This window comes from Acidovorax sp. 106 (assembly GCF_003663825.1).
Classification (GTDB): domain Bacteria; phylum Pseudomonadota; class Gammaproteobacteria; order Burkholderiales; family Burkholderiaceae_C; genus Acidovorax.
On record NZ_RCCC01000001.1, the window covers coordinates 1974907 to 2000944 of the forward strand.

Here is a 26038-nt window from a genome sequence, read left to right on the forward strand (position 1 = left end):
ATGCCCCCCAACCGCGGCCTCTGCCGCTGTTTTTCGTAGCCCAACACAGGCCTACTAGTTGGCACACAAGGCGGCCTGTGTGGGGGTGCATTGGCACCCCGCTGGCCGCAGGAGCCAGCCATGTCATCCGCCGCCGCGCCACGCGCCCAGCCCATCCATTTTTACCCTCCCCAATCCACGCTGCAGTTTGGCATCCGTGCCATTGCGGGGCGCTTCAACCGCGCCCGATGGTGGTCCATCGGCATCACGCAGATGCTGTTCTTTGGCCTGTGCTGGGCGCAGTGGCAGGGGCGGCCGCTGGTCAGCTTTGACCTGGTGCGCCAGCAGGTGCATTTGTTCGGTGCGTTGTTCGGTCCGCAGGATTTGTTGCTGCTTACGCTGCTGCTAATCGGTGGGGCGCTGGGTTTGTGCGTGACCTCTGCCGTGGGTGGCCGCATCTTCTGCGGCTTTGTGTGCCCGCAATCGGTGTACACGGCGCTGTTCATCTGGATCGAGCAGCGGGTGCAGGGCACCCCCGGCCAACGCCAACGCAGGCAGGCCAGTGGCGCGCAGGGTGCGGTGTGGGCGCGGCGGTTGCTCACCTGGGCGCTGTGGGCGGCGGTGTCACTGGCATTGGGCTGGACGCTTACGGCGTACTTCTCCAGCGCGCCAGCACTGTGGCAGCGCACCTGGCAGGGCCAGCTGGGCGGGGCCGAGTCCACGTTGATGCTGGGCTACGCCGCATTTGCCTTTGCCCAGGCGGGTTTTCTGCGCGAAAAGGTCTGCCAGCACATGTGCCCCTATGCACGCTTTCAGGGCGTGATGGCCACGCCGCAAACGCAGTCGGTGGTGTATGACGTGCCCCGTGGCGAGCCGCGCCGCAGCACGGCCCACACGGTAGCGAACGTTGCGGCACCGACAGCGGCGCGTGCAGCGGTGCCCGCAGCCAGTGCCGCGCAACCATTCCGCCGGGGCGATTGCCTGGACTGCAACCTGTGCGTTGAGGTGTGCCCCGCAGGCATCGACATCCGCAATGGCCTGCAGTACGAATGCATCAGCTGCGGCCTGTGCATTGATGCGTGCGACCGCGTAATGAACAAGGCGCGCCAGCCCCAAGGGCTCATCCGCTTTGCCTCGCAGCAGTGGGCCGACTGGCGCCACACCCTGCGCCAGCGCCGGGTGCGGGTGTACTTTGCGCTGCTGGGGCTGACGGCTCTGGCCGTGGTGGCTACGGTGGCTTGGCGCGTGCCCCTGCAGGTCGAGGTGGTGCGCGACCGGGGCGTGATGGCGCGCCAGCTGCGCAACGGCGATGTAGAGAACATCTACCGCGTGCACATCCAAAACTACGACACACAGGCCCACGCCTACCGCATTGCCCTGGCGGGCGAAACGCCACTGCGCATGCCGCCGCAAGAGCCCGTGGTCATCGCATCAGGCGAAGAGCGCACGGTGGCCGTGGCGGTGGTGCAGCCGTACCGCTCCACCGGCGGCGCAGACCCTGGCCGGGGCGTGTCCACCATCACACCCATGGCCTTGCAGGTGCAGTCGCTGGTAGACGCGCAGCAGCAGCGCACCCGCTCCAGCAGCTTCATTCAGCCCCGCTGACGAGGCGCGAAGCGCCTGACCCCTGCCCCCGACACCTGCGCCCGAAACGCGCGCGGCGACACCCCCGCATCGCGGGTAAAGGCTCGGGTGAAATACGCCGGGTCGGCATAGCCCAGTGTGTAGGCAATGGTGGCAACGCCCAGGTGCGTGTAGGCCAGGTTGCGCCGCGCCTCGCGCATCAGGCGGGCCTCCACCAGCCGCTGGGCTGATACGCCCGTGGCTGCACGTGCCACGCGGCTCAGGTGGGTGGGCGACACCGCCAGCGCACGGGCGTAGTCGGCCACCTGCCAGTGCTCCAAAAAGTGCGCCTCAATCAGCGCCTCCAGCCGCTGCACTAGGCTGGATTCGGCGGGGTGCGGTTCGCTCGGGTGGTGCTCTTCCATGGCCCGCGCCACCCAGCCCAGCAGCGTGGCGCTCAGCCCCCGCAGCACCAGGGCGCGGGCCTTGGCGCGGCCTGAGAACTCTTGCCATATCTGCGCCACTGTCTGGCTCACATAGGCATTGGCGGGCAGCACGGCGGGCTGCGCTAGGTCGCGCCGCACATCGCCCACGCGCACAAAAATCTCGTCCATCAGCTCATCGGCCAGCGTGGTCACCCAGCCCTGCGTGTGCTGCTGAAACCGAAACGCATGCACATGTCCCGGCGGCACGTTGATAAGCGTGCCGGGCCGCAGCGGGTAGCGCGCATCGTCCAGGTGCGCCGTGCCGCCGCCCGATTCCACCAGCAACACCTGGTGCAGCCGTGCATGGCGGTGCGGTGCCAGCTCCCAGTCGTGCAGCACCGACCGCTCGGCAATCGTCTCGCAGTGCAGCACATCGGGCAGGTGCTGCGACTCGCCAAACAGGCTGTACGACTGGATGGTGCCGATGTTCGAAAAGTGCATGTTCTGGATTCATCCGTCCATTCAACGCAGGCACTGTGCCACGTATCTTTGGGTGGTCGTTTTGACCGACGTCATGAATGAATCAACCACATCTGGAGACAACATGAAAACCCAAGTCTGCATCATCGGCGGCGGCCCCTCGGGGCTGATGCTCTCGCAACTGCTGCACCTCAAAGGCATTGAAACCGTGGTGCTGGAGCGCCAAAGCCGCGAATACGTGCTGGGCCGCATCCGCGCCGGCGTGCTGGAGCACGGCTTTGCCGCACTCATGCGCGAGGCCCAGTGCGGCGAGCGCATGGACCGCGAGGGCGAGATCCACGACGGCTTCATCATCGCCCACGACGGCCAAATGGACCGGGTCGATTTGCACAAGTACAGCGGCGGCAGCTCGGTGGTCGTCTACGGCCAGACCGAGCTGACGCGCGACCTGTACGAAGCACGCGACCGCATGAAGGGCATCGTCATCCACAACGCCGAAGACGTGCAGCCGCACGACCTGAAAAGCGCCAACCCGTACGTGACCTACCGCAAGGGCGACGAGGTGGTGCGCATTGACTGCGACTTTGTCATCGGCGCCGACGGCTTCCACGGCGTCAGCCGCAAGTCCATCCCCCGCGATGTGCTCAAGGAATACGAGAAGGTGTATCCCTTCGGCTGGCTGGGCGTGCTCTCGCGCACCAAGCCCGTCTCGCCCGAGCTGATCTACGCCAAGCACGAACGCGGCTTTGCGCTGTGCTCACTGCGCTCGCAGGTGCTGAGCCGCTACTACATTCAGGTGCCGCTGACCGACAACGTGGAAGACTGGTCCGACGAAGCCTTCTGGGCCGAGCTGAAACGCCGCCTGCCCGCCGAGGTGGCCGCTCAGCTCATCACCGGCCCCTCCATCGAAAAGTCCATCGCGCCACTGCGCTCCTTCGTGGCCGAGCCCATGCGCTACGGCAACCTGTTCCTGGCGGGCGACGCCGCCCACATCGTGCCGCCCACTGGCGCACGGGGCCTGAACAGCGCGGCGTCTGACATCTACTACCTGTACCACGCCATGGTGGCGCACTACCAAAACGGCGACAGCACCGGCCTGGACAAATACTCCGAAAAGGCCCTTGCCCGCGTGTGGAAGGCCCAGCGCTTCTCATGGTGGATGACGACCATGCTGCACACCTTCCCCGATTCGCTGGCGTATGACCAGAAGCTGCAAGACACGGACCTGGCGTATCTGTTCTCGTCCGAGAGGGCGCAGGGCTCGCTGGCCGAGAACTACGTCGGCCTGCCGTTCTGAGCACCCGGCAGCGCCTGGTGGCAGGGCTATCAAGGCGGTGCCCCCAGGCGGCGCCCATCTGCTATGGGCACATTTGCGCCCAGCTGATGCGTTCGCCCGGGCTGTGGGCTGGGTAACATCGTCCCCAGCTTTCAGACCCTGGGCCAAGTCCTGCAGGCGCCAGATGCGGCGTTGCTTGAACTGCAGCCGCCAACACAGCGTTTGGAAGCGGCGCACTTCACCGTAGCAAGTGCCAATCAACCGCCAGGAAAAATCAAACCATGGATTGGGTCCCAGTCGTTTTCATCACCTTCAAGGTGATCGTGTTTGGCACGTGCATGTTCTACGCCATCAAGTGGCATCACGACCAGGGGAAGAAGGCGAAGGAAGAGGCTCGGCTGAGGCAGGAGGCGGCGGAGCGGGCGCCTGGCGCTGGAACGCATGTGTAAGGCGCAGCACCTGTGGTGGTGGGTGTACAGCTTCGCTTATTCGCGGGCTCATGCCAAGAGTTGCAGGCCAATGGCTTGGCGTGTTCGCTCGTCTTAGAATGCGCTCGGCTGGCTGAGAACTGCGTGGGCCTTCGGGGCTGAGCCTCGGTGGCGCGTCGGGGTCTGTCCACTCATTGGCATCCTTTACTTACGCGTAGCTGTAGCGCTTGCTATGGTTGCAGCAGGATGATGTTTGAGCGTTTACAGGTACCACACTCTCCAAGTCTTGATGGCTGTGGTGCATCGCTGTTCAATGATCTAAGGTGCGCTTGCAGCTATGCCGCATTGCTACCATGAACGCCATGAATCCTATTTCACGCGGTACTCCGCCTGTTGAGTTCACGCTGCGCGTGCCCTGTCGCCTAGCACTGCAATTCGGATATGCCGAACCGCCGCATTCCCGCGAGTTCTTATTTCTCGATAAAGCCTGTACCGCTTCCTTTGCAGACGGTGAGGTTGTCATCGAGGCTAGGGGAATACAAGATTCGGATTCTGCACGGCAGTTCTTTGCGCAGTTGCAGACTGCGTTGGCATATCGTTCGTTGGTTGATCGGCACGCGCTCTCTTTTCCTCTGGAGCTACACGAGCCTGTCGAAGCCCCTTTTTCTCTTATAGAGGGTGACAAAAGGTGCGTCCAACATGGCTGGCCAATACAAGCAATCAAGCCGAAGGTAATCCCAACAACCGGTGCAAGCGTCTATCCAGAGCATGAGTACGTGGTGCTCGACGGTACGTCAGCAATGGTTCCGAAGTTTTTAGGATCTGCCCACGAGTTCGTCAGTAGGTTGCAGCAAGACGGCGTTACTCCTTTCGCTTTGACCGCTGATCAAGATCTCATGCTGGCGATCGCAATGTATGTTGAAGCGACCCGTTCAACTAGCTGGGTGTCTTCATTTCTGCGAGTTGTATCCGTCTTGGAGATGCTTGCGACACAGACAGTCTCCAGCGCAAGAACTTGCGAGGCGGTGGACAAATTGGTCAGCTATGCGGAGGCAGAGTACCAAGCAGATAGCGCGGTGGATCTGGAGCGTATCCGCAGTGTGCTTCGGTCCGCCAAGAATGAATCAATCACAAACGCCGTTAGAAGGTTAGTTTTGGAGTTTTGCGGGCCAAACAGTGCCTTAGCGCCCAAGCCTGGGATTTTTAGCAGCGAGGAAGAGTGCAATCGCAAAGTTACGGCGATCTACGCAGTTCGATCTGCGTATACCCATGAGGGATTGGTCACTGCGCGGCGAGCCGGGAAACATTCTTTTGGTGAGCTTTCTCACCTCGCGTTTTCGACGGTGCGCCACATCCTTCTATGCAAGATGGAAGCACTGAAATCTTCACCCTAAGAATATTAACGAGGAGAATCTGTCTTTCGGGAAGCAGTTTTGGCAATCCGACCTTAAGAGCAGCAGAAATCATGGCGCTCCAAGTCCGGCGATCTAGATGCGGCTGCCTAGGGGTACGTCCAGTCATGTTTAATACAAAAAAAGCCCGGCACAAGCCGGGCTTCGCACTTTCAAGCCGCCATCACTTGCAGCTAAAACTGCTAGCACTCTCCACATCCCCCGTGCCGTTGTAGCGCGCAACCTTCGGGTACACGCACAGCGGCCTAGTGCGGTTGGCGGACCAGCTGGTAGGCAGTTCGGTGTTCACCACATTGGCCCCAGCGCCGCGGGCGTTGGCCGTCACCGTGTCGGGCGCCTTGCCTTGTTCCACCCAGGCGACCAGCGGGGCCAGCATGTCGAACTGGTCGGTGGCGGGGCCGCCGGAGCAGTGGTTCATGCCGGGCACCATGAACAGGCGCGCAAAGGTGTTTGCCTGGTTGCCGTGGTGGGCTTGCAGCTGGTCCATCCACTGGGCGGTGTCGATGGGCGAGAACACCGAGTCTGCCGTGCCGTGGTAGACGATCATCTTGCCGCCGCGGTTCTTCAGGCCACTCAGGTCTGTGGCGTTGGGTGGCGTCATGTAGTCCCAGGGCGATTCGGGGTACAGCGCGGTGGTGGCGAAGATGCGGGGGAAGTCGGTTTCCAGGTCAAACTCCATCGCGTACTGCATGCCCGTCTTGGCGCGGAAGTCGGCCACAGAGATGGGTGGTGTGGTGAAGATGAAGGCCACCGAGCCTGCGTTGCGCGTTGGGGGCGCATCAAAGTGCCACCAGGCAAAGTTGCTGCCCATCACGCCGGGGTCCCACCAAGTGCCGGGGTACAGCGCCTCGCCCTTGCTGTTTTTGGGCCCGGCGAAGATGGTGGACAGCACACTTTTTTGATCTGCAGAGATGCACGATCCATCGCGCGCGCCGGTGCAGGTGGGCACGTCGCGCTGCAGGTTGAAGGCGCCCTGGCAGGCGGCAACGTCGTTGACCTGGCCGTCGGCCACGCCATCCAGCGCATCGCATTTCTCGACGATCTTGCTGCTGATGAGTTTGAACTCTGCCGGGGTGACAGCAGATTTGAGGTTGGGCTGGCCGTTGGCGTCTTTGCTGGCCACCTTGGCGTATTGCTGCGCCTTCCACAACTGGGTGGCTGCCGCCTTGGGCAGATACACGCCGGGGTTGCCCGCCAGAATGCCGTCGTACTGGTCTGCATAGCGCGATGCGCCCACCATGGCGTGGCGGCCGCCGTTGGAGCAACCGGCCAGGTACGAGCGGTCAGGGCCTTTGCCATAGGCGCTTTTGATCAGGCTCTTGGCCATGGGCGTGAGGGTACCCACGGCCTGGTAGCCGTAGTCCAGCCGGGCCTGTGGGTCTACGCCAAAGAAGGGGCTGGGCGTGGGGTGGCCCGCGTCAGAGCTGAGCACGGCAAAGCCTTGTACCAGCGCAGGGGCCACAGGGGCACCACCGCTGACAGCGCCCAGGGCCGGGACGACTTCTCCGTCTAGCCCGCCGTTGGCCTGGTACAGAAAGCGGCCGTTCCAGTGGACGGGCATTCGGACTTCAAAGCCCAGGGCATACGCGGCACCGTCCACCGGGCTGGTGCGCTCTTTCATCTTGCCTTTGACAAGGCAGTGCGCGGGCACGGGCGTGGTCATCTCCTTGATGGTGAGGTTGCCTTCTTTCACCAGCTCTGACGATGTGATGCGTGTGTCGGGCAGCTTCAGGCGGCTGGCCAGGTCAGTACACGATTGCAAGGTGGCGGGCTGCGCCGCCGAGAGTTGGGGCAACGTAGCGTGGGCCGGGGCGGCCATGGCCAGCAGGCTGAGCGCTATGCCCGACAGGGCCAGGGTGCCACCCACGGCGCTGCGGCTGGAAGACGTGGCGGCAGGCTGGCCCATCAAAGGCAATAAAGGCGTGCGCTGATTGGAGTGGTTCATGCGGTTGTTGGGGTCGGCTGGGTGAGGAGTTCGGCGGTCATCCGGCGGTAGTCTTGCGGCAGTCTGGTGCTCAGTGCGCCCGCAGAGGGACGAGATGAATGCTGCGGATGCGTATGAAAACAGATGCTTGGTTGCTATTGAATCCATAGCTGGCGTCATTATTCATCAACCTCACCCTGGGCAGACCGGCGCTGCGGGCAGGACCAAAGTCAAAGGCCCTGGACGGGCGTGCCAGTCCAGGGCCTTTTGTTGTGGGGCGAGCGCGGTGCGTGGTGCTTGGCGCGTAGGTGTGTGCTAACCGCGCTGCGCCGCCGGGCTTACTTGCAGCTAAAGCTGCTGGCGCTCTCTACATCGCCCGTGCCGTTGTAGCGTGCCACCTTGGGGTACACGCACAGCGGGCGGGTGCGGTTGGCAGACCAGGTGCTGGGCACTTCAGTGTTGACCACATTGGCTCCTGCGCCGCGTGCCTTGGCGGTCACGCTGTCGGGTGCCTTGCCTTGTTCCACCCAGGCCACCAGCGGGGCCAGCATGTCGAACTGGTCGGTGGCGGGGCCGCCGGAGCAGTGGTTCATGCCGGGGATGAGGAACAGGCGGGCAAAGGATGCGGCGTCGTTGCCGTGGTTGGCCTGCAGCTTGTCCATCCATTGGGCGGTGTCTACGGGTGAGAACACGCCGTCGGCCACGCCGTGGAAGACGATCATCTTGGCGCCACGGTTCTTCAGGGGGCTCAGGTCGGCCTCATTGGGCGGTGTCATATAGGACCAAGGCGACTCGGTGTACGTGGCGTTGGTGGCAAACATCTTGGGGTAGTCCGTCTCCATGCTGAAGTTCAGCGCGTACTGCAGGCCGGTGGTGGCGCTGAAGGCGGCCACGGTGCTGGGCGGTGTGGTGAAGATGAAGGCCACGGCACCCGCGTCGCGCGTGGCGGGCGAGCCAAAGTGCCACGACGCGAAGTTGCTGCCCGCAATGCCGGGGTCAAACCAGGTGCCGGTGTACAGCGCTTCGCCCTTGCTGTTCTTGGGGCCTGCAAAGATGCTGGAGAGCACGCCCTTTTGTTCGGCAGAGATGCACGATCCATCGCGCGAGCCGGTGCAGGTGGGCACGTCGGTCTGCAGGTTGAAGGCGGTCTGGCACGCTGCCACGTCGTTGACCTGGCCGTCGGCCACGCCGTCCAGCGCGTCGCACTTCTCCACGATCTTGCTGCTGATGAGCTTGAACTCGGCGGGCGTCACGGCGGTGGTCAGGTCGGGCTGGCCGCTGGCGTCCTTGCCTGCCACCTTGGCGTATTGCTGGGCCTTCCACAACTGGGTGGTGGCGGCCTTGGGCAGGTGAAAACCGGGGTTGCCCGCCAGGATGCCGTCGTACTGCTCGGCATAGCGCGATGCGCCCACCATGGCGTGGCGCCCGCCGTTGGAGCAGCCCGCCAGGTACGAGCGGTCGGGCGCCTTGCCGTAGGCGCTCTTGATCAGGTTCTTGGCCATGGGCGTGAGGGTGCCCACGGCCTGGTAGCCGTAGTCCAGCCGGGCCTGCGGGTCCAGCCCAAAGAAGGGCGTGGGCGCGCCGTGGCCTGCGTCAGAGCTGAGTACGGCAAAGCCTTGTACCAGTGCCGGTGCCACCGGTGCGCCGCCGCTGACGGAGCCCAGCGCGGTGACCACCGAGCCATCGAGCCCGCCGTTGGCCTGGTAGAGGAAGCGGCCGTTCCAGTTGACGGGCATGCGGATCTCAAAGCCGATGGCATACGCCGCGCCGTCCACTGGGCCGGTGCGCTCTTTCATCTTGCCTTTGACGAGGCAGTGCGCGGGGATGGGCGTGGTGACGCCCGTGGCCGTGAGGCCACCCTCGGCCACCAGTTCAGACGATGTGATGCGCGTGTCGGGCAGCGCCAGGCTGCTGGCCAGCGTGGCGCACGACTGCAGGGTGGCGGGCTGCGCGGCCGTGAGCTGCGGCAAGCCTGCGTCTGAGCCGCCGCACCCCGCCAGCAGGGCGACGGCGATGGCCGAGAGCGCCAGGGTGTGGTGGTGTGGGTGGTGGCGGCCGGTGGATGGCTGCGCAGCGTCAAAGGCACGGTTTTTTGGGGTGCTCATGCGGTTGTCTCCGGTTGGTTTTTTCGAGGCGCAAGGTCGCCCGCAGCGTGGCCTCAACACGCTGTGGGTGGGGAAGGGTGTGGCTTGGTCTTGCTATTGAATCAATAGCTGCTTGCGCTTATCCATCAAGCGATAGATGCCAATTTCTCTTGAAGCGTGGCCGCGTCGCCCAGGCGCTGGCGCACGATGGCCAGGCGCATGTCGAACTCGGGCAGCACCCAGGTGCGCAGGGCGTGGGCCGGGTCTTGCCAGCGCGCGGTGGCGCTACCCCGTGTGGCGGTGATGCGGCCCCAGGCCCATTCCAGCAGCACCAGCGCGGTGGCGCGCAGGTAGTCGTCGGCCACCCAGTAGGGCAGCTCGGGCTGGTCAGCGTGCGCTGCCACTGCGGCCACCAGGTCGTGCGTGGTTTGCGCCAGGGCGTTGCGGCGGGGCGTGGCGGGCAGGGTGGCCAGCAGGGCCTGCATGCTCGCGCCGCCATCGGCCAGCACCTTGCGCACCAGCAGGTCGATGGCCTGGATTTCGTTCGTGCCCTCGTAGATCATGGCCACGCGGGCGTCGCGCACGATCTGCTCAATGCCCCATTCGCTCACGTAGCCGTGGCCACCAAACACCTGCAGGCAGGCGCTGGCGCCGTGAAAGCCCTGGTCGGTAAAAGCGGCTTTGAGCACGGGCGTGACCAAGGCGCACCAGCGCTGGGCGGCGGCGCGCTCGTCGGCATTGGTGCTGTGCTTGGCCACATCGAGCTGCAAGGCGGTGTGGTAGGCCAGCACGCGGCCGCCGTCGATCCAGGCGCGCTGGGTTTGCAGCGTGCGGCGGATGGCGGGGTGGTCTTGAATGAGGCTGGTATCGCTCGCGCCGGGGGCGCGCATCTGGCGGCGCTCGGCCGCGTAGGCGCTGGCCTTTTGCCAGGCGGCTTCCAGCAGGCCAATGCCTTGCAGGCCCACGTGCAGGCGGGCGGCGTTCATCATCACGAACATCGCATTCAGCCCCTTGTTCGGTTCGCCCACCAGCCAGCCGGTAGCGTCGTCAAAGCGCATCACACAGGTGGAGCTGCCGTGCAGGCCCATTTTTTCTTCGATGCGCTCGCACACCACAGCATTCAGCGCCCCCACGCTCCCCACTGCGTGTGGTTCGCTGCCCCCCGAGGGGGCTGGCCTTGCTTGGGGCGGTCCGGCGCGGTGGCCGTCGCTATCGTCATTGCCATGGGGAAGCACCTTGGGCACCAGGAACAGCGACAGGCCCTTGGGCCCCGCAGGAGCATCGGGCAAACGGGCCAGTACCAAGTGCACGATGTTGTCCGTCAGGTCGTGCTCACCGCCCGAGATAAAGATTTTGCTGCCGTTGACCCGCACGCTGCCATCGGGCTGGGGCACACCGCGTGTGCGCACCTGGCCCAGGTCGCTGCCCGCGTGGGCTTCGGTCAGGCACATGGTGGCCAGCCATTCGCCGGTGGCGACTTTCTCCAGGTATTGGGCCTTGAGTGCGTCGCTGGCATGGTGCTTGATGCATTCGTAGGCGCCGTGCAGCAGGCCGGGCGCCATGGTGAAGCCGTGGTTGGCTCCGGCCAGCCATTCGTACAGCACGCCTTCCAGCACGGCGGGCAGGCCCTGGCCGCCGTCTTCAGGGGCGCAGGCCAGCGCGGGCCAGCCGCCTTGCCAAAAGGCTTGGTACGCATCACGAAAGCCGGGCGGGGTGGTGACTGCGCCAGCGCTGAAGCGGCAGCCCACCTCGTCACCCACGCGCTGCAGCGGGGCGATGGCGGTGTCCACAAACTTGGCGGCTTCTTCCAGCACCTGCGCGGTCAGCTCGGCATCGGCCTCTGCAAACGGCGCCAGCGCCTGCCACTGCGCGGGCGCCTGCAGCACCTCGTTCAGCAGGAACTGGATATCAGCGAGGGACTGGCGTGCTTGCATGGTTTGCTCTTGATTTGATAGCTGCTTGCGCTTGATGGATAAGCGCTAGGGGCTGTTTTTGTTTGAACTTACTTCACCAAGCCGTTCGCCCTGAGCTTGCCGAAGGGCTGCACCTGCGACGCCTTGGCTTCGACCCGCTCAGCCCGAACGGACTGGGTGGCGTGCCCTGGCTTCGGCAAGCTCAGCCCGAACGGGTAGGGGGTGGACCGCTGCAGGGAGTGCGCTGCGCCCTGCGTTGTGCCCCCAACCGCAAGCACTGGCGCGGCCCAGGCTAGCGCCACCGTGGAGCTGGCTTTGCCAGGCCACGGGTGGCGTCCCCCCTCAGGGGGGAAGGCGCGCCAGCGCCTCAGGGGGGAGTCAAGACTCTGCCGTGAATCCGATCTTCTTGATCAGCGGGCCCCAGGTGTCGTACTCGGCCTTTTGCCAGCGGGCCATTTCTTCAGGGGTGGAGCCTTGCGGAATCAGGCCGACGATGGCCAGGCTGTCGATCACCGATTTTTCTTTCAGCGCTGCGTTGATGGCTGCATTGGCGGCGGCAATGATGGGCTTGGGCGTGGCGGCGGGGGCGTAGAAGCCGAACCACTCTTCGGTGGTCAGCTCAGGGAAGCCCTGTTCGGCAAACGTGGGCACATCGGGCACGTACATGGAGCGCTTGGGGCCCGAGGTGGCCAGGATGCGGATCTTGCCCGCCTTGTAGTTGGCAATGAAGTCGCCGTGCGGTGTGACCATGGCGGCGATTTGGCCGCCCACCACGTCCGTCACGCCGGGGATGGAGCCACGGTAGGGCACGTGGCGCAGTTCCACCCCGCTGTTGATGCCCAGCAGCGCGCCCAAAAAGTGGGGCGTGGAGCCTGCGCCGGGCGAGCCGTAGCTGGCCTCCTTGGGGTTGGCCTTGGCCCAGGCCAGGAAGTCCTTCACCGTCTTCACGCTGGCGGGCACCAGGGGCCCCACGGCCAGGCCGTGGTGCATGATGGCGCCGATGGACACGGGGGCAAAGTCCTTGTCCGTGTAGTTCATCTTGCTGTAGATGTGCGGGTAGTTGGCAATGGCCGAGACCTGTGCCACGGCCAGCACGCTGCCGTCTGCCGGGGCGGCCTTCAGCGCCTCCAGCGCAATGCGCCCGCCCGCGCCGGGCTTGTTCTCTACCACCCCTGCGTTCTTGGCATACGCGGTGCCGAGGAACTTCTCGGCCACGCGGCGGGCCACGGTGTCGCCCGAGCTGCCGGCCGGAAAGCCGAACAGCACTTTGACCTGCTCGACCGGCTGGGCCGAAGCAGACAAGGGGTACAGCGCCCCGAGGGCGGCGGCAGAGCCAAAGGCTTGCACAAATTGGCGGCGTGTCGTCATGGTTGTCTCCTGTTGTGTGTCTTGGTGCAATGACGTGCGAAAAAATCGAAAAGGGGCGGCGGCTTGCGCTCAGCGTGGCGCCATGCGCAGGGCGCCGTCGAGGCGGATCACCTCGCCATTGAGGTGGCCGTTGGTCACGATATGGCAGGCCAGCTCCGCAAACTCTTGGGGTTTGCCCAGGCGCGGCGGGAACGGGATGCTAGCAGCGAGGGACTGCTGCACGGCCTCGGGCAGCTCTTGCATCAGCGGCGTGGCAAACAGGCCGGGGGCGACGGTGCACACGCGGATGGCGTGCTGCGCCAAGTCGCGTGCCATGGGCAGCGTCATGCCGGCCAGGCCCGCCTTGGAGGCGCTGTAGGCCTGCTGGCCCACCTGGCCATCAAAGGCTGCGACCGAGGCGGTGAACATCATCACGCCGCGCTCGCCGTTGTCCAGCACGGGCAGCTTGGCGCAGGCGGCGGCAAACAGGCGGCTCACGTTGTAGGTGCCGATCAGGTTGATCTGCACCACGCGCACAAAGTCTTCCAGCGGCGCGGCGCTGCCGTCGCGCTGCACCACGCGCTTGGCACTGCCGATGCCCGCCACGTTCATGAGGATGCGCGCCGGGCCGTGGGCTGCAGCGGCCTGCTCAATGGCTGCGGTGACGCTGGCGGGGTCGGTGATGTCGCAGGGGCAGGCCACGGCGCAGCCGTTGCCAAACTCTTCGTTGAGGGCTGCGGCCACCTTGGCGGCCAGTTCGGCATTGCGGTCGAGCACGGCGACCTTGGCGCCCAGGCGGGCCAGCTCGCGCGCGGTGGCCTCGCCGAGGCCCGATGCGCCGCCGGTGACGAGGGCGGCTTGTCCTTGAATCTGCATGGAATGTGTCCTTGTCTTTGGTCTCAATGCTGGGGAACGAGGGTGAATGGCAGGCTGCCGTCATGCAGCGCATTCACCAGGTCGGCGCGGTGCTTGAGCACGGCGCGCTGGTTGATGGAGCCCTTGTCGGTGATCTCGCCCTTGTCCAGCGAGGGGGGCTCGGCCATCAGGTGGGCGCGTGCTACCCGGCTGGCGCTGCCGGTGGACTGCGCAGCCAGCTGGTTGATCACCTTCTGAAAGTGCTGTTGCACGGGCGCACTTTGCAGCACCTGCTGCAGCGGTGCGCTGTCGGGCAGGCCGCCCAGGGCGCGGATGCTCGGGGTAGGAATCAGCAGGGCGCCCACTTCCTTGAGGTTGATGCCGGTGATGACGGCGTCTTGCACATAGGGCGCGCAGGCGGCGATGAGCTTGGCGCGCATGGGGCCCACGCTCACGAACGTGCCAGTGCTGAGCTTGAAGTCTTCGGCAATGCGGCCGTCAAACTTCAGGCCCTTGTGCAGGTCGTTTTCGTCGATCCATTTCACAGCGTCGCCCGAGCAGTAAAAGCCCTCTTCGTCAAAGGCCTCGCGGGTGGCTTCGGCGTTGCGCCAGTAGCCTTGCGTGATGTTGGGGCCGCGGTAGCGCACCTCGATCTTGCCGTCGATGGGCACCAGCTTGAGTTCCAAGCCGGGGGTGGGCACGCCGATATCGCCCGCCTGCACGTGGGGGCTGTTCACCGCCAGGCAAAAGGGGCAGCCTTCGGTCATGCCCAGGCCGGTGTTCATCACGATGCGCTCGCCCACCTCGCGCTCGGCGCTTTCAAACAGAGAGTCCCAGATGGGCTGCGACAGCGCGGCGGCGGCGAAGAAAAACATCTTCACGCGGCTGAGCAGGTTCTTGCGCAGCTGCTCGTCCGTCTTCATGGTGTGGGCAATCACCTCAAAGCCCGTGGGCACGTTGAAGTACACCGTGGGCGCAATCTCGCGCAGGTTGCGAATGGTCTCGGCCATGCCGGCAGGCGTGGGGCGGCCTTCGTCCAGGTAGAGCGTGCCGCCGTTGTAAATGATGGTGCCGAAGTTGTGGTTGCCGCCAAACGTGTGGTTCCACGGCAGCCAGTCCACCAGCACCAGGTCTTCCTCGGCCAGCACGGGCATGGACTGGTTCATCTGCTGCAGGTTGGCGGCCCACATGCCGTGCGTGATGATCACGGCCTTGGGCGCCTTGGTCGAGCCCGAGGTGAACATGAACTTGGCAATGGTGTCACCCGTGATGGCGGCGTGCACAGCATCCACGGCGGGTGTGGCTTCGGTGCCCAGCAGCGCGCTGAAGGGTGTGGTGCTTCGGCCTGGCAGCGTGCCCTCGATCAGCGCCACTTCCACATCGGCGCCCACGGTGGCCTCGATAGCGGCGGCAAAGCGGTCGCCGCTGCTGGCAAACACCAGGCCGGGCGTGAGCGTGTCGACCGCGTGGCGCAGCTTGTCGTAGTCCTTGCTGATGGTGGAGTAGGCGGGCGAGACGGTGCACTGCGGCACGCCCGCCACCAGGCAGCCCAGCGCCAGCAGGGCATGTTCCAGGTCGTTTTCGCTGAGCATGACCACGGGGCGGTCCGCACTCAGGTTGCGCGCCAGCAGCGCCTGGGCAATGCGGCGCGCGGACTGCCACGCCTCGCGGTAGCTGATGTGGTGCCACTCACCCAGGCTGCCGTCGCTGTTTTTCACGCGCTGCGCCATCCACGTGCGGTCGGGGCTGACTTGCGCCCAGTGCGCCAGGCGGTCGGTCAGCCGCGCGGGGTGGGGCTGCAGGTCCTGGGTGGCGCGCACATAGACCACGCCGTTGGCGCCGGCGCGGGTGGTGACCTCGGTCACGCCAAAGCGCAGCGGGCGAAAGCGGGGGGAGGGTGGGTTTGCCGTCATGGATGCTTGTCTCGGTGCAGTGGCTGGCGCTCAGTGAACGAGGCTCAGTCTTGTTTCTTGACCTTGGCGGCCTTGCCGTCCAGGAAGGCGCGCACACGGGCCTTGGCCTCGGGGGCACTTTGGGCAATGGCGGCCATCATGGCTTCGGCCATCAGGCCCTGGTCGGCGGGCTGCTCGGCAATGCGGGGCAGCGCGTGCATCAGCGCGTAGTTGGTCAGCGGTGCGTTTTCGGCAATGCGCTGGGCCAGCTCAAACGCCTTGTCAAACGCGGTGCCGGTGGGTACCAGGTACTGCGCAAAACCGACGCGTTCGCCGTCCACTGCGTTGTAGACACGGCCAGTCATCATCATGTCGGTCATGCGGGCGGTGCCGATCAGGCGCGGAATGCGCACCGCGCCGCCGCCGCCCACGAAGATGCCGCGTGAGCCTTCGGGCAGCGCGTAGAAGGTGGTCTCGTCCGCTACGCGAATGTGGCAGGCGCTGGCCAGCTCCAGCCCGCCACCCACCACGGCGCCATGCAGCGCTGCCACCACGGGCACGGGGCCAAACTGCACGCGTTCGAGCGCCGCATGCCACATGCGTGAGTGGTGCAGGCCCTGGCCGGCATCGCGCTCTTTGAGCTCAGACAAGTCCAGCCCCGAGCAGAAGTGATCGCCTTCGCCATCGATCACGGCGGCGCCCACCGTGGCGGGCAGGTTGTCCATCACGTCGCGCAGCGCCAGGATCAGGCCGTCGTTGAGCGCGTTGCGCTTGGCCGGGCGGGTGAGGCGGATGACCGCGATGTTCTCGCGCTCGCCGCAAATGTCCAGGGAAATATCGGTGGATGAGGTCATGGTGCTGATCTTTGAGATGGGTCAAATTATGGTTATCAAAAATAACCAAAACAAGGCAGTGGGAGGCCTGTTTGCTAGGGGCTTTCCCTAGTCTTTGAGAGGCCCCATTTGATTATGATAAATAACTAAACGGCGGCACCTCTGTCGCCAAGAGACTGCCATGAACGCCTTTATCCCCTACGGTATCTACTGGTCGTCCCCGTTCGCCAAATGGCAAGGGTCGCTCGCCAACCTCAATGCCCTGCCTTTGGCCGCCACCGTGGGCAAGCAGGCGCTGGCCGCACGCGGCTATGACCTGTCGGCGGTGGACCTGGCCATCCTCGGCATCACCAATCCGCAAAAGGGCAGTTTCTACGGGCTGCCCTGGGTCGCCGGCATGATGGGCATTGACCGCGTGGCCGGCCCCACCGTGCAGCAGGCCTGCGCCACCAGCGTGCGTGCGCTGCAAATGGCCGCGCAAGAGGTGGCCTGCGGCACCGCCACCAGCGCGCTGCTGGTGATGGCCGACCGCCAGTCCAACGGCCCTGTCGTGTATTACCCCGACTCCAGCGGCACAGGCGGCTACGGCATCACCGAACAATGGGTGCTCGACAACATGGGCCACGACCCGTATGCCAAGAACCCCATGCTGCAAACTGGCGAGAACGTGGCGGCGCGCTATCGGATAAGCACCGAAGAGCAGCACGCACTCAAGCTGCACCGCTACACGCAGTACCAGCAGGCGCTGGCCGATGACCGCGCTTTCCAAAAGCGCTACATGGCTGACGTGCCCGTCACCGACTCCAAGTTCCGCAAGCAGACCGGCACGCTCAGCACTGACGAAGGCATCTTCCCTACGACTGCCGAAGGGCTGGCCAAGCTCAAGCCCGTCAAAGAGGGCGGCACCGTCACCTTCGGCGGGCAGACGCATCCGGCCGATGGCAATGCGGGCGCTATCGTCACCACGCGCGAACGCGCCCGTGCTGTGTCCACCGATCCGGGCATAGAGGTCGAGATCCTGGGCTTTGGCATGTCGCGCGTGGAGGCGGGCTTCATGCCCATGGCGCCATCGCCTGCAGCGTTCAATGCCCTCAAAAACGCGGGCTTGTCCATTGGCGACGTGGCGGCCATCAAGACGCACAACCCCTTCGCCGTGAACGACATCGCCCTGGCGCGCGACACCGGCTTTGCCTGGGAGCGCATGAACAACTACGGCAGCTCCATCATCTGGGGCCACCCCCAGGCGCCTACCGGCATGCGCGCCATCATCGAACTGATTGAAGAACTGGCGTTGCGCGGCGGCGGCGTGGGGCTGTTCACCGGCTGCGCGGCGGGCGACACGGGCTATGCCACCGTGCTGCGTGTGACCGACAGCAAAACCACTTCCAAGGCCTGACCATGACGACCGCTTCGACAAGCTCTTTCTCTGCCCCCCTGAACGCCTGGCTGGTGGACGGCGTGCGCACGCCCATGGTCGATTACTGCGGCCCCCTGGGCCATGTATCGCCCACCGACATGGGCATCAAGGTCGCGCGCGCCGTGCTTGCGCGCAGCGGCGTGCCCGCCGCCGATGTGGGCTCGGTCATCACCGGCTCCATGGCGCAGGCAGACTTTGACGCCTTCGTGCTGCCACGCCACATCGGGCTGTATGCGGGCGTGCCGCAGGCCGTGCCCGCCATCCTGGTGCAACGCATTTGCGGCACGGGCTTTGAGCTGTTCCGCCAGGCGGCCGACCAGATTGCCCTGGGCTACACCGACGTGGCGCTGGTCGTGGGCACCGAGTCCATGACGCGCAACCCGATTGCGGCCTACACGCACCGCACCGGTTTCAAGCTGGGCGCGCCGGTGGAGTTCAAGGACTTCCTGATGGAGGCGCTGATCGACACCGCAGGCCCGGTGACGATGATTGAGACGGCCGAGAACCTGGCCAAAAAATACGGCATCACCCGCGCGGACGTGGACGCCTATGCCTCGCAATCGTTCGACCGCGCCGTCAAGGCACAGGCCGACGGTTTTCTGGCGGGCGAGATCGTGCCCGTGGTCAGCGAGAAGTTTGAGCTGGAAGGCTACGCCAGCCGCGGCATCACGCTGGCGCGCAAGGTGGCGCAGCTGGACCGCGACACCCACCCACGCCCCTCGCCGGTGGAGACGCTGGCCACGCTGCGCAGCGTGTATCCGGGCGGTGTGCAGACGGCAGGCAACAGCTCGGCCCTGGTCGATGGCGCTGTGGGCGCGGTGGTGGCCAGCGACGGCTATGTGCAGCAGCACGGCCTCAAGCCCCTGGCGCGCCTGCGTGGCGTGGCTGCGGTGGGCGTGGCGCCCGAGTTCATGGGCATTGGCCCGGCCCCCGCCATCCGCGCGCTGCTGGCGCGCACCGGCCTCACGCTCGAAGACATTGGCCTGTTTGAAATCAACGAAGCCCAAGGCGCGCAGACCCTGGCGGTGGGGCGCGAGCTGGGGCTGGACCTGAACAAGCTCAACGTGAACGGCGGCGCCATTGCCCTGGGCCACCCGCTGGCCGCCACCGGCGTGCGCCTGACGGTGACCCTGGCGCGCGAACTGCGCCGCCGTGGGCTGCGTTACGGCATCGCCAGTGCCTGCATTGGCGGCGGGCAGGGTATTGCCTTGCTCATCGAAAACCCTGACGCCTGATATTCAAGAGAAATAGGGCGCTATCGCTTATGGAATAAGCGCTAGCAGCTATCGAAATCATAGTATTCAATCAAAGGTCACCATGCAGATCATCACTGCCGCCCAAGCTGGCGCCCTCATTCCCGACAACGCGACCATCTTCCTGGGTGGCCTGGCCGTGACCAGCCTGCCTGAAGAAGTGCTCAAGGGCGTGGAAAAGAACTTTCTGGACACCGGCCACCCGTGCAACGTGACCACCTGGGCTTGCGGCGCCGTTGGCAACAGCAAGGACGCGGGCATGGTCCACTTTGCCCACCCCGGCATGATCAAGCGCACCGTGGCGGGCCACTTTGGCCAGACCGGCGCCGAGATGATGAAGATGGTGTTCGACGGCGAGGTGGAGGCGTACAACTTCCCGCAGGGCAGCCTGTCGCACCTCACGCGCCACATCGCCAGCCGCAGCCCTGGCTTGCTCACCAAGGTGGGCCTGGGCACGTTTGTGGACCCGCGCATTGAAGGCGGAAAGCTCAACAGCAAGTCCACCGAAGACCTGGTCAAACTCGTTGAGTTCAACGGCGAAGAATGGCTGTTCTACCCCACGCCCAAGATCGACGTGGCCATCATCCGCGGCACGCTGGCCGACGAGAACGGCAACATCACGCTCGACAAGGAAGGCATGCTGCTCGAGCAAATCAACATTGCGCACGCTGCCAAGGCCTGCGGCGGCATCGTCATCGTGCAGGTGGAGCGCGTCGTCAAAGCCGGCAGCCTGCACCCCAAGGCCGTGAAGGTGCCCGGCGTGTCGGTGGACTACGTCGTGGTCAGCCAGCCTGAGAACCACATGCAGACCATTGCCACGCAGTTCAACCCGGCCTTCAGCGGCGACGTGCGGGTGCCCGTGAATTCGCTGGAGCCCATGCCGCTGGACGAGCGCAAGGTGATTGCGCGGCGCACGGCGATGGAACTCAAGCCCGGCGCCATCACCAACTTAGGCATCGGCATTCCGGCGGGCGTGCCATCGGTGGCCGCCGAGGAGGGGGTGTCAGACCAGTTGACGCTGAGCATTGAAAGCGGCATCACGGGCGGCATTCCGGCGCAGCTGGGCGACTTTGGCGTGGCCTACAACGCCGACGCGATCATCGAGCAGTCGCTGCAGTTCGACTTCTATGACGGTGGCGGGCTGGACGCCAGCTTCCTGGGCCTGGCGCAGGCCGACAACCATGGCAACGTGAATGTGAGCAAATTCAACGGCCGCCCGGTGGGCTGCGGCGGCTTTGTAAACATCACCCGCTCGACCAAGAAGCTGGTGTTCTGCGGCACCTTCACCGCAGGCGGGCTGGAGGTGAAGGTGGCCGATGGCCAGCTCACCATCGTCAAAGAGGGCCGCTCGCGCAAGTTCATCGAGAAGGTCGAGCAGATCACCTTCAACGGGCTGGATGCCGCCCAGCGCGAGCAAAACGTGCTGTTCGTCACCGAGCGCGCCGTGTTCCACCTGACCACCGAGGGGCTGGAGCTGACAGAGATCGCCCCCGGCGTGGACCTGGAGCGCGACGTGCTGGCGCACATGGGCTTCAAGCCCATCATGCGCAACGTGAAGACGATGGACCCGGGGCTCTTTTGCGCCCAGTGGGGCGGCCTGGCCCAGGCCATGGCGGCGCAGGCCGCACAGAGTGCCTGAGAGAGGGTCCGAACCGCAGGCAGCAAAAAGGGGCGCTGGGCGCCCCTTTTTTTTATGGGATGAGCGGGTAGAGCCGACCGTCCGTGGCCCGTGCTGCGGCTCACCGGCTTGCGTCGGCGCTCAGCTAAAGAGCTTGTTCACTATCCCCTGCGAGATCGTAAACAGGCCACAAAGAGTGGCTCACAGAACTCAGCGCAGCGGCCCTGGCTGGCGTTACGCCGCAGGCAGTGCGAGTAGTACGACAAGGCGAAACAACGACGCCAGGGGAGTTTGGTGAGCCGCTCTAGGTCCCGCTGGGCAGGTAGACCTTTTGCAGCAGCCGTATCAGTGTCTTGCGCTCGGTGGCCGTCAGGCGGGCAGTGGCGTCTTCTTCCAGCTGCGCGGCGGTGTCCTCGGCCTGCGCGGTCAGGTCCGCCCCTGCGGCCGTGAGGTGCACGCCCATGGCGCGCCCGTCGCTCGGGTGGGGCCGGCGCTCGATCAGGCCGCGCCGCTCCAGCGCGGCAATCAGGCCCACCAGGTTGGGCGGCAGCACGTTGAGCGTGGCGCACAGCTGGCGCGAGGTAATGCCCGGGTTGTGCGCAGCCAGGGAGAGCACCGAAAAGTCCACCACCTTGAGGTCGTAAACGGCCATGCGTTCCATGAACACCGCAATGATCGACAGCGACGCGCGCCGAGTGTTGTAGCCCACCAGGGTGCGCAGGAAGCGCGTGTCCACCATGTCCACCGATGGCGCGGGAGCGGAATCCAAGGGAGTGGGCGCTGAGTCTGCAGGCAGGGGAGGCGGGGGCAGTTGGCGAATGCGGCGGGACATGGGTAGGGTGCGATCGGGTTGGGACGCGGAATGGTCTTGAGTCAATGGTCAGGCGCCTGTGCGGCAGATTCTAATGAAAATGGCCGCTAGGCCTTTTTGATACGGCGCAAGCAGCTATTAAAAATATAGCTAAAAGCGCGCGGAACTGGGACACTTCAGTCCAGCTTGGTCTGCACTACGGCAGCCAGCCAGTCCATCACCACGCGCACGCGCTGGGGCAGATGGCGGCGGTGGGCATACAGCAGCGTGACGGGCATGGGCGGCGGCGGGTGCTGCGCCAGCACGGGCACCAGTAGGCCTTGCTCTACCAATTCTTGCGCACCCAACAGCGGCACCTGGATCAGCCCCAGCCCGGCCAGGCAGGCGCCCAGATAGGCCTCGGCGCTGTTCACCGTCACGCGCCCGCCCATGGGCAAAAAGCGGGTGGCGCCGCCTTCTTGCACCTCAAACCCGGCCGATCGTGTGCCCAGCGTGCTCACGTAGTGCACCAGCTCGTGGGTGGCCAGGTCTTGCAGCGTGCGGGGCGTGCCCAGGCGCGCGAGGTAGGCGGGGCTGGCGCAGGTGGCCACGCGCACCTGGCCCAGGGGGCGGGCCACCAGGCCCGGTTCGGCCACCGGGCCCACGCGGATCACGCAGTCAAAGCCCTCGCGCACCAGGTCCACGCGGCGGTCGGTGCTGCTCACTTCCACTTCGAGTTGCGGGTGGCGCTGCAGCAGCTCGGGCAGGCGCGGCAGCACCATGTGGCGGGCAATGCCGGTGGACATGTCGATGCGCACCCGGCCGCGCAGGGCGGTGCCGTTGGGTTGGTGGAACATGGTTTGCAACTCGTCCACGTCGTCCAGCACATCCTTGCAGCGCTCGAAATACGCTTGCCCGTCTTGCGTGAGCTGCACGCGCCGCGTGGTGCGGTGCAGCAGGCGCGTGCCCAGCTGGGCCTCCAGTTGCTGCACGGCCAGGGAGGCGCTGGCTTTGGGGATACCCAGCACCTGCGCGGCCTGGGTGAAGCTGCTCAGCTGCGCCACGCGGGCAAAGATCTGCATGCGGTCTAAGGGGTTCATTGTTCGTTTTCTGAAAACAATGATTCTGATTTTGCGCTATTTATTCGTTCTAACGCTGCCAATAAAGTGCGTTCTAGCCCAGCACATGGTGTGACTGGGCTCCCAACCCCAGGACTGCAGCATGACCACCACCTCCAACTACACCACCACCGCCACTTCTTCCGCATTGCCTTCTACCCCCATCGTGCTCATCACCGGCGGCAGCCGGGGCCTGGGCCGCAGCGCCGCACTGGCCGCCGCCCGCACGGGCATTGACGTGGTGCTGACCTACCGCCAGCAGGCCGCCGAAGCCCAGGCCGTGGTGGACGAGATCCAAGCCCTGGGCCGCCGCGCCGTAGCCCTGCCGCTGGACGTGGGCGATGTGCGCAGCTTTGAAGCCTTTGCCACCCAACTGACGCAGGCGCTGCAGACCCACTGGCAGCGCGAGCGCTTTGACTTTTTGGTGAACAACGCGGGCATGGGCGTGCACGCCCCCATCACCGAGACGACCGAAGCGCAGTTCGATGCGCTGGTGAACGTGCACCTCAAGGGCGTTTTTTTCCTCATCCAGCGCCTGCTGCCGCTGATGAACGACGGCGGGCGCATCCTGAACTTGTCCTCGGGTCTGGCCCGCTTCGCGCTGCCGGGCTACGCCGCCTATGCGGCCATGAAGGGCGCTATTGAGGTGCTCAGCCGCTACCTGGCCAAGGAGCTGGGCCCGCGCGGCATTGCTGTGAATGTGGTGGCCCCGGGCGCCATTGAGACCGACTTTGGAGGCGGCGCCGTGCGCGACAACGCTCAGCTCAACGCCTTTGTGGCCGCGCAAACGGCCCTGGGCCGCGTGGGTGTGCCCGACGATATTGGCCCGCTGGTGGCCGCCCTGCTGCAGCCCGCCACACGCTGGGTGAATGCGCAGCGCGTGGAAGCATCGGGCGGCATGTTCCTGTAAAGCGTGCCTTGGGGCTGTGCTTGCCGTTCCTCAGCCCGGCGCGTGCAGCCCGCGCCGGTACTGCACCGCCTCGGCCACATGGCTCACCTCAGTGCGCTCAGCCCCGGCCAGGTCGGCAATGGTGCGCGCCACTTTCAGCGCTCGGTGCGTGCTGCGGGCGGACCAACCCAGGCGCGCGGCCGTGGTGTTGAGGAACTTGGCGGCGGTGTCATCCAGGTGCAGGTGTTCGTCAATGGCCTGGCCCTGCAGTGCCTGGTTGGTGCTGCCCTGGCGGGCCATGGCGCGGCCCCTGGCTTGCACCACGCGCTCGCGGATGGCGGCGGTGTCTTCGCCCGGCGGGGCCTTGAGCAACTGGTCAGCAGGCAGGGCGGGCACTTCCACATGCAGGTCAATGCGGTCGAGCAGCGGGCCGCTGAGCTTGCCCTGGTAGCGCGAGACCTGGTCGGGGGTGCAGCGGCAGGTGCGCTGGCTGGAGCCGAGAAAGCCGCAGGGGCAGGGGTTCATCGCGGCCACAAGCTGAAAGCGCGCCGGAAAATCCGCTCGCTGTGCCGCCCTGGATATGGTGATGTGCCCCGTCTCCAGCGGCTCGCGCAGGGCTTCGAGCGCGGCGCGGGGGAACTCGGGCAGCTCGTCTAAAAACAAGACGCCTTGGTGGGCCAAGGAGATTTCGCCGGGCTTCGGTGGCGAGCCTCCACCCACCAGCGCCACCGCTGATGCCGTGTGGTGCGGCTGGCCCGTGGGGCGCACGCCCCAGCGGCTGGGGTCAAAGCGCCCGGCCAGGCTGGCCACAGCGGCGCTTTCCAGGGCTTCGGTCACCGTCATGGGCGGCAGCAGCCCGGCAAAGCGCTGGGCCAGCATCGACTTGCCTGAGCCCGGGGGCCCCAGCATCAGCACGCTGTGCCCGCCGGCTGCGGCAATCTCCAGTGCGCGCTTGGCGGCGGCCTGGCCTTTCACGTCGGCCATGTCCGGGCCCGCGGCGGCGGCACCCAGTGGCGTGGGTTGCAGGGGGCTCCAGCCGTCGTTGTCCACCTCGGCATCACCACCAGCGCTGCTGCCGGGGGGCAAAAAGGCGCGCACTACGTCCAGCAGATGGCGGGCGCGCACCACTTGCGCGTCGGGCACCAGGGCGGCTTCTTCGGCGCTGCCTGGGGGCAGCACCATCTGCACGCTGATCTGCTGCGCGGCCAGCGCCAGGCTGGTGGCCAGTGCGCCGCGCACCGGGCGCAATTCGCCTGACAGCGACAGCTCACCCGCAAATTCATAGCCCTGCAGGCGCTGTGCATCCACCTGCCCGCTGGCGGCCAGGATGCCCAGGGCGATGGGCAGGTCAAACCGGCCTGAATCCTTGGGCAAATCGGCGGGCGCCAAATTGACGGTGATGCGTTTGTTGTGCGGAAACTCCAGCCCCGCGTTCTGCAAAGCCGAGCGCACGCGCTCGCGGGCCTCTTTCACCTCCACATCGGCCAGGCCCACCAGCGTGAAGCTGGGCAGGCCGTTGGCCAAATGCACCTCGACGGTGACGGCGGGGGCCTGCAGCCCCAGAAGGGCGCGGCTTTGCACCAAGGCAAGACTCATATGTAACTTTCTCCCCAGATGGGTGCGCTTGCTAAAGCGATGGGATGTAACGGCTTGTGATTGCACCAGTCGGGTGCGTCGTCAAAAAAAGCTTGCACCGCTTTGCGCAGCCGATCAGCGCGCATTGCGGTGCATTCAATTTTGGAATGCAGCAGGCGGTGGCACGGTCCGTGCTTAAAGCCCTTGTCCCTACTTTGTCCAACCGGAGGAAACATGATTCGCACTTCCATCAAGACCCTGGGCGTTGCCCTCGCCGCTGCGCTGCCCCTGTTGGCCAGCGCGCAACTCACTGGCAATGTCAGCCTGACCACCAACTACAAGTTCCGTGGTCAGGACCAGGACACCAGCAAGGTCAAGGCCGTCAAGCCCGCGCTGCAAGGTGGTTTTGACTATACCTTTGGCGAAACCGGCTTTTACGTGGGTAACTGGAATTCCAGCGTGGATTGGCTCACAAGCAACTCGCTGGAGATGGATTTCTACGGTGGCTACAAATTCAAGGCCGGCGCGGTGGACCTGGACGTGGGCGCACTGACCTACGCCTACCCCGGTAACTCGCTGGGCAACACCACCGAGCTGTACGGCGCCGCCACCTACGGCCCGCTGACCGCCAAGTATTCGCACACCATCTCCAAGGACTACTTTGGCTTTGCAGGCAACAAGCTGGGCACGGGCCGCAAGGGCACCAACACCGGCTACCTGAACTTCGCGTTTGCCCAGGAAGTGATGCCCAAGGTCACTTTGAAGGCATCGGTGGGTTTCACCCGCTTTGCCAGCGACATCAAGGACACGGGCGTGCCTAACTACATGGACTACAGCGTCGGCGGCGCCTATGATTTTGGCAGCGGCCTGTCGCTGGGCGCTGCGGTGGTGGGGGCCAACAAGAAGGACGTCTTTGGTCCGGTCAACAAGTCGCGCGTGATCGTCACGCTTACCAAAACCCTGTAAA

General features: G+C 65.3%; 20 protein-coding genes. 9 read left to right on the forward strand and 11 right to left on the reverse strand.

Annotation, left to right across the window (positions count from 1 at the left end; all coding sequences use genetic code 11):
* Nucleotides 1–120: 120 nt before the first annotated feature.
* Nucleotides 121–1584, forward strand: coding sequence for a cytochrome c oxidase accessory protein CcoG (gene ccoG, locus C8C98_RS08770; RefSeq protein WP_121453953.1), 1464 nt, complete (start codon nt 121–123; stop codon nt 1582–1584).
* On the opposite strand, the gene C8C98_RS08775 is transcribed toward ccoG, so the two are convergent.
* Nucleotides 1572–2468 (reverse strand): helix-turn-helix domain-containing protein, encoded by an 897-nt coding sequence (locus C8C98_RS08775; protein ID WP_121453954.1) that lies wholly within the window; start codon nt 2466–2468, stop codon nt 1572–1574. The genes ccoG and C8C98_RS08775 overlap by 13 nt on opposite strands.
* 103 nt (nt 2469–2571) lie before the next feature.
* Between C8C98_RS08775 and pobA the strand changes: the two genes are divergently transcribed.
* The 3 genes from pobA (at nt 2572) to C8C98_RS08785 (ending at nt 5545) form a co-directional block, all read left to right on the forward strand.
* Nucleotides 2572–3744, forward strand: coding sequence for a 4-hydroxybenzoate 3-monooxygenase (gene pobA, locus C8C98_RS08780; RefSeq protein WP_121456154.1), 1173 nt, complete (start codon nt 2572–2574; stop codon nt 3742–3744).
* A gap of 260 nt (nt 3745–4004) precedes the next feature.
* On the forward strand, nt 4005–4172 hold the full coding sequence (locus C8C98_RS21895) for a hypothetical protein (protein ID WP_199726574.1): 168 nt from the start codon (nt 4005–4007) through the stop codon (nt 4170–4172).
* Between the two features lie 332 nt (nt 4173–4504).
* Complete coding sequence (locus C8C98_RS08785) at nt 4505–5545, forward strand: hypothetical protein (RefSeq protein WP_121453955.1); 1041 nt, start codon at nt 4505–4507, stop codon at nt 5543–5545.
* Nucleotides 5546–5726: 181 nt separating this feature from the next.
* On the opposite strand, the gene C8C98_RS08790 is transcribed toward C8C98_RS08785, so the two are convergent.
* The 7 genes from C8C98_RS08790 to C8C98_RS08825 all read right to left on the reverse strand — a co-directional run bounded on the left by C8C98_RS08790 (nt 5727) and on the right by C8C98_RS08825 (nt 16432).
* Nucleotides 5727–7508: a tannase/feruloyl esterase family alpha/beta hydrolase gene (locus tag C8C98_RS08790; protein WP_233574499.1), complete on the reverse strand. Its 1782-nt coding sequence runs from the start codon at nt 7506–7508 to the stop codon at nt 5727–5729.
* Nucleotides 7509–7825: 317 nt separating this feature from the next.
* On the reverse strand, nt 7826–9592 hold the full coding sequence (locus C8C98_RS08795; protein WP_121453957.1) for a tannase/feruloyl esterase family alpha/beta hydrolase: 1767 nt from the start codon (nt 9590–9592) through the stop codon (nt 7826–7828).
* A 125-nt stretch (nt 9593–9717) separates the two neighbouring features.
* On the reverse strand, nt 9718–11505 hold the full coding sequence (locus tag C8C98_RS08800; RefSeq protein WP_121453958.1) for an acyl-CoA dehydrogenase family protein: 1788 nt from the start codon (nt 11503–11505) through the stop codon (nt 9718–9720).
* A gap of 357 nt (nt 11506–11862) precedes the next feature.
* Nucleotides 11863–12852, reverse strand: coding sequence for a Bug family tripartite tricarboxylate transporter substrate binding protein (locus C8C98_RS08810; protein WP_121453960.1), 990 nt, complete (start codon nt 12850–12852; stop codon nt 11863–11865).
* A gap of 69 nt (nt 12853–12921) precedes the next feature.
* Nucleotides 12922–13707, reverse strand: a complete 786-nt coding sequence (locus C8C98_RS08815) for an SDR family NAD(P)-dependent oxidoreductase (RefSeq protein ID WP_121453961.1) — start codon at nt 13705–13707, stop codon at nt 12922–12924.
* Nucleotides 13708–13730: 23 nt separating this feature from the next.
* Nucleotides 13731–15599: a feruloyl-CoA synthase gene (locus C8C98_RS08820; RefSeq protein ID WP_121453962.1), complete on the reverse strand. Its 1869-nt coding sequence runs from the start codon at nt 15597–15599 to the stop codon at nt 13731–13733.
* Nucleotides 15600–15643: 44 nt separating this feature from the next.
* On the reverse strand, nt 15644–16432 hold the full coding sequence (locus tag C8C98_RS08825) for a crotonase/enoyl-CoA hydratase family protein (RefSeq protein WP_121453963.1): 789 nt from the start codon (nt 16430–16432) through the stop codon (nt 15644–15646).
* 160 nt (nt 16433–16592) lie between these two features.
* On the opposite strand from C8C98_RS08825, the gene C8C98_RS08830 reads away from it, so the two are divergent.
* The 3 genes from C8C98_RS08830 (at nt 16593) to C8C98_RS08840 (ending at nt 20720) form a co-directional block, all read left to right on the forward strand.
* On the forward strand, nt 16593–17807 hold the full coding sequence (locus C8C98_RS08830) for a thiolase family protein (protein WP_121453964.1): 1215 nt from the start codon (nt 16593–16595) through the stop codon (nt 17805–17807).
* 2 nt (nt 17808–17809) lie between these two features.
* Nucleotides 17810–19063, forward strand: coding sequence for a thiolase family protein (locus C8C98_RS08835; RefSeq protein WP_121453965.1), 1254 nt, complete (start codon nt 17810–17812; stop codon nt 19061–19063).
* 82 nt (nt 19064–19145) lie between these two features.
* Entirely contained in the window at nt 19146–20720 is a 1575-nt protein-coding gene (locus C8C98_RS08840; protein ID WP_121453966.1) for an acyl CoA:acetate/3-ketoacid CoA transferase, read from the forward strand.
* A gap of 283 nt (nt 20721–21003) precedes the next feature.
* Here the strand turns inward: C8C98_RS08840 and C8C98_RS08845 are convergent, their stop codons facing one another.
* Together C8C98_RS08845 and C8C98_RS08850 are read right to left on the reverse strand one after the other, a co-directional pair.
* Nucleotides 21004–21531, reverse strand: a complete 528-nt coding sequence (locus C8C98_RS08845; RefSeq protein ID WP_121453967.1) for a MarR family winged helix-turn-helix transcriptional regulator — start codon at nt 21529–21531, stop codon at nt 21004–21006.
* 155 nt (nt 21532–21686) lie between these two features.
* A complete protein-coding gene (locus tag C8C98_RS08850; protein WP_121453968.1) occupies nt 21687–22589 on the reverse strand; it encodes a LysR family transcriptional regulator in 903 nt (300 codons plus the stop codon).
* A gap of 121 nt (nt 22590–22710) precedes the next feature.
* On the opposite strand from C8C98_RS08850, the gene C8C98_RS08855 reads away from it, so the two are divergent.
* Nucleotides 22711–23517, forward strand: coding sequence for an SDR family NAD(P)-dependent oxidoreductase (locus C8C98_RS08855; RefSeq protein ID WP_121453969.1), 807 nt, complete (start codon nt 22711–22713; stop codon nt 23515–23517).
* 30 nt (nt 23518–23547) lie between these two features.
* Here the strand turns inward: C8C98_RS08855 and C8C98_RS08860 are convergent, their stop codons facing one another.
* A complete protein-coding gene (locus C8C98_RS08860) occupies nt 23548–25092 on the reverse strand; it encodes a YifB family Mg chelatase-like AAA ATPase (RefSeq protein ID WP_121453970.1) in 1545 nt (514 codons plus the stop codon).
* A gap of 213 nt (nt 25093–25305) precedes the next feature.
* Here C8C98_RS08860 and C8C98_RS08865 point away from each other — a divergent pair, with 213 nt between their 5' ends.
* On the forward strand, nt 25306–26037 hold the full coding sequence (locus C8C98_RS08865) for a TorF family putative porin (protein ID WP_121453971.1): 732 nt from the start codon (nt 25306–25308) through the stop codon (nt 26035–26037).
* Nucleotide 26038: the final 1 nt, after the last annotated feature.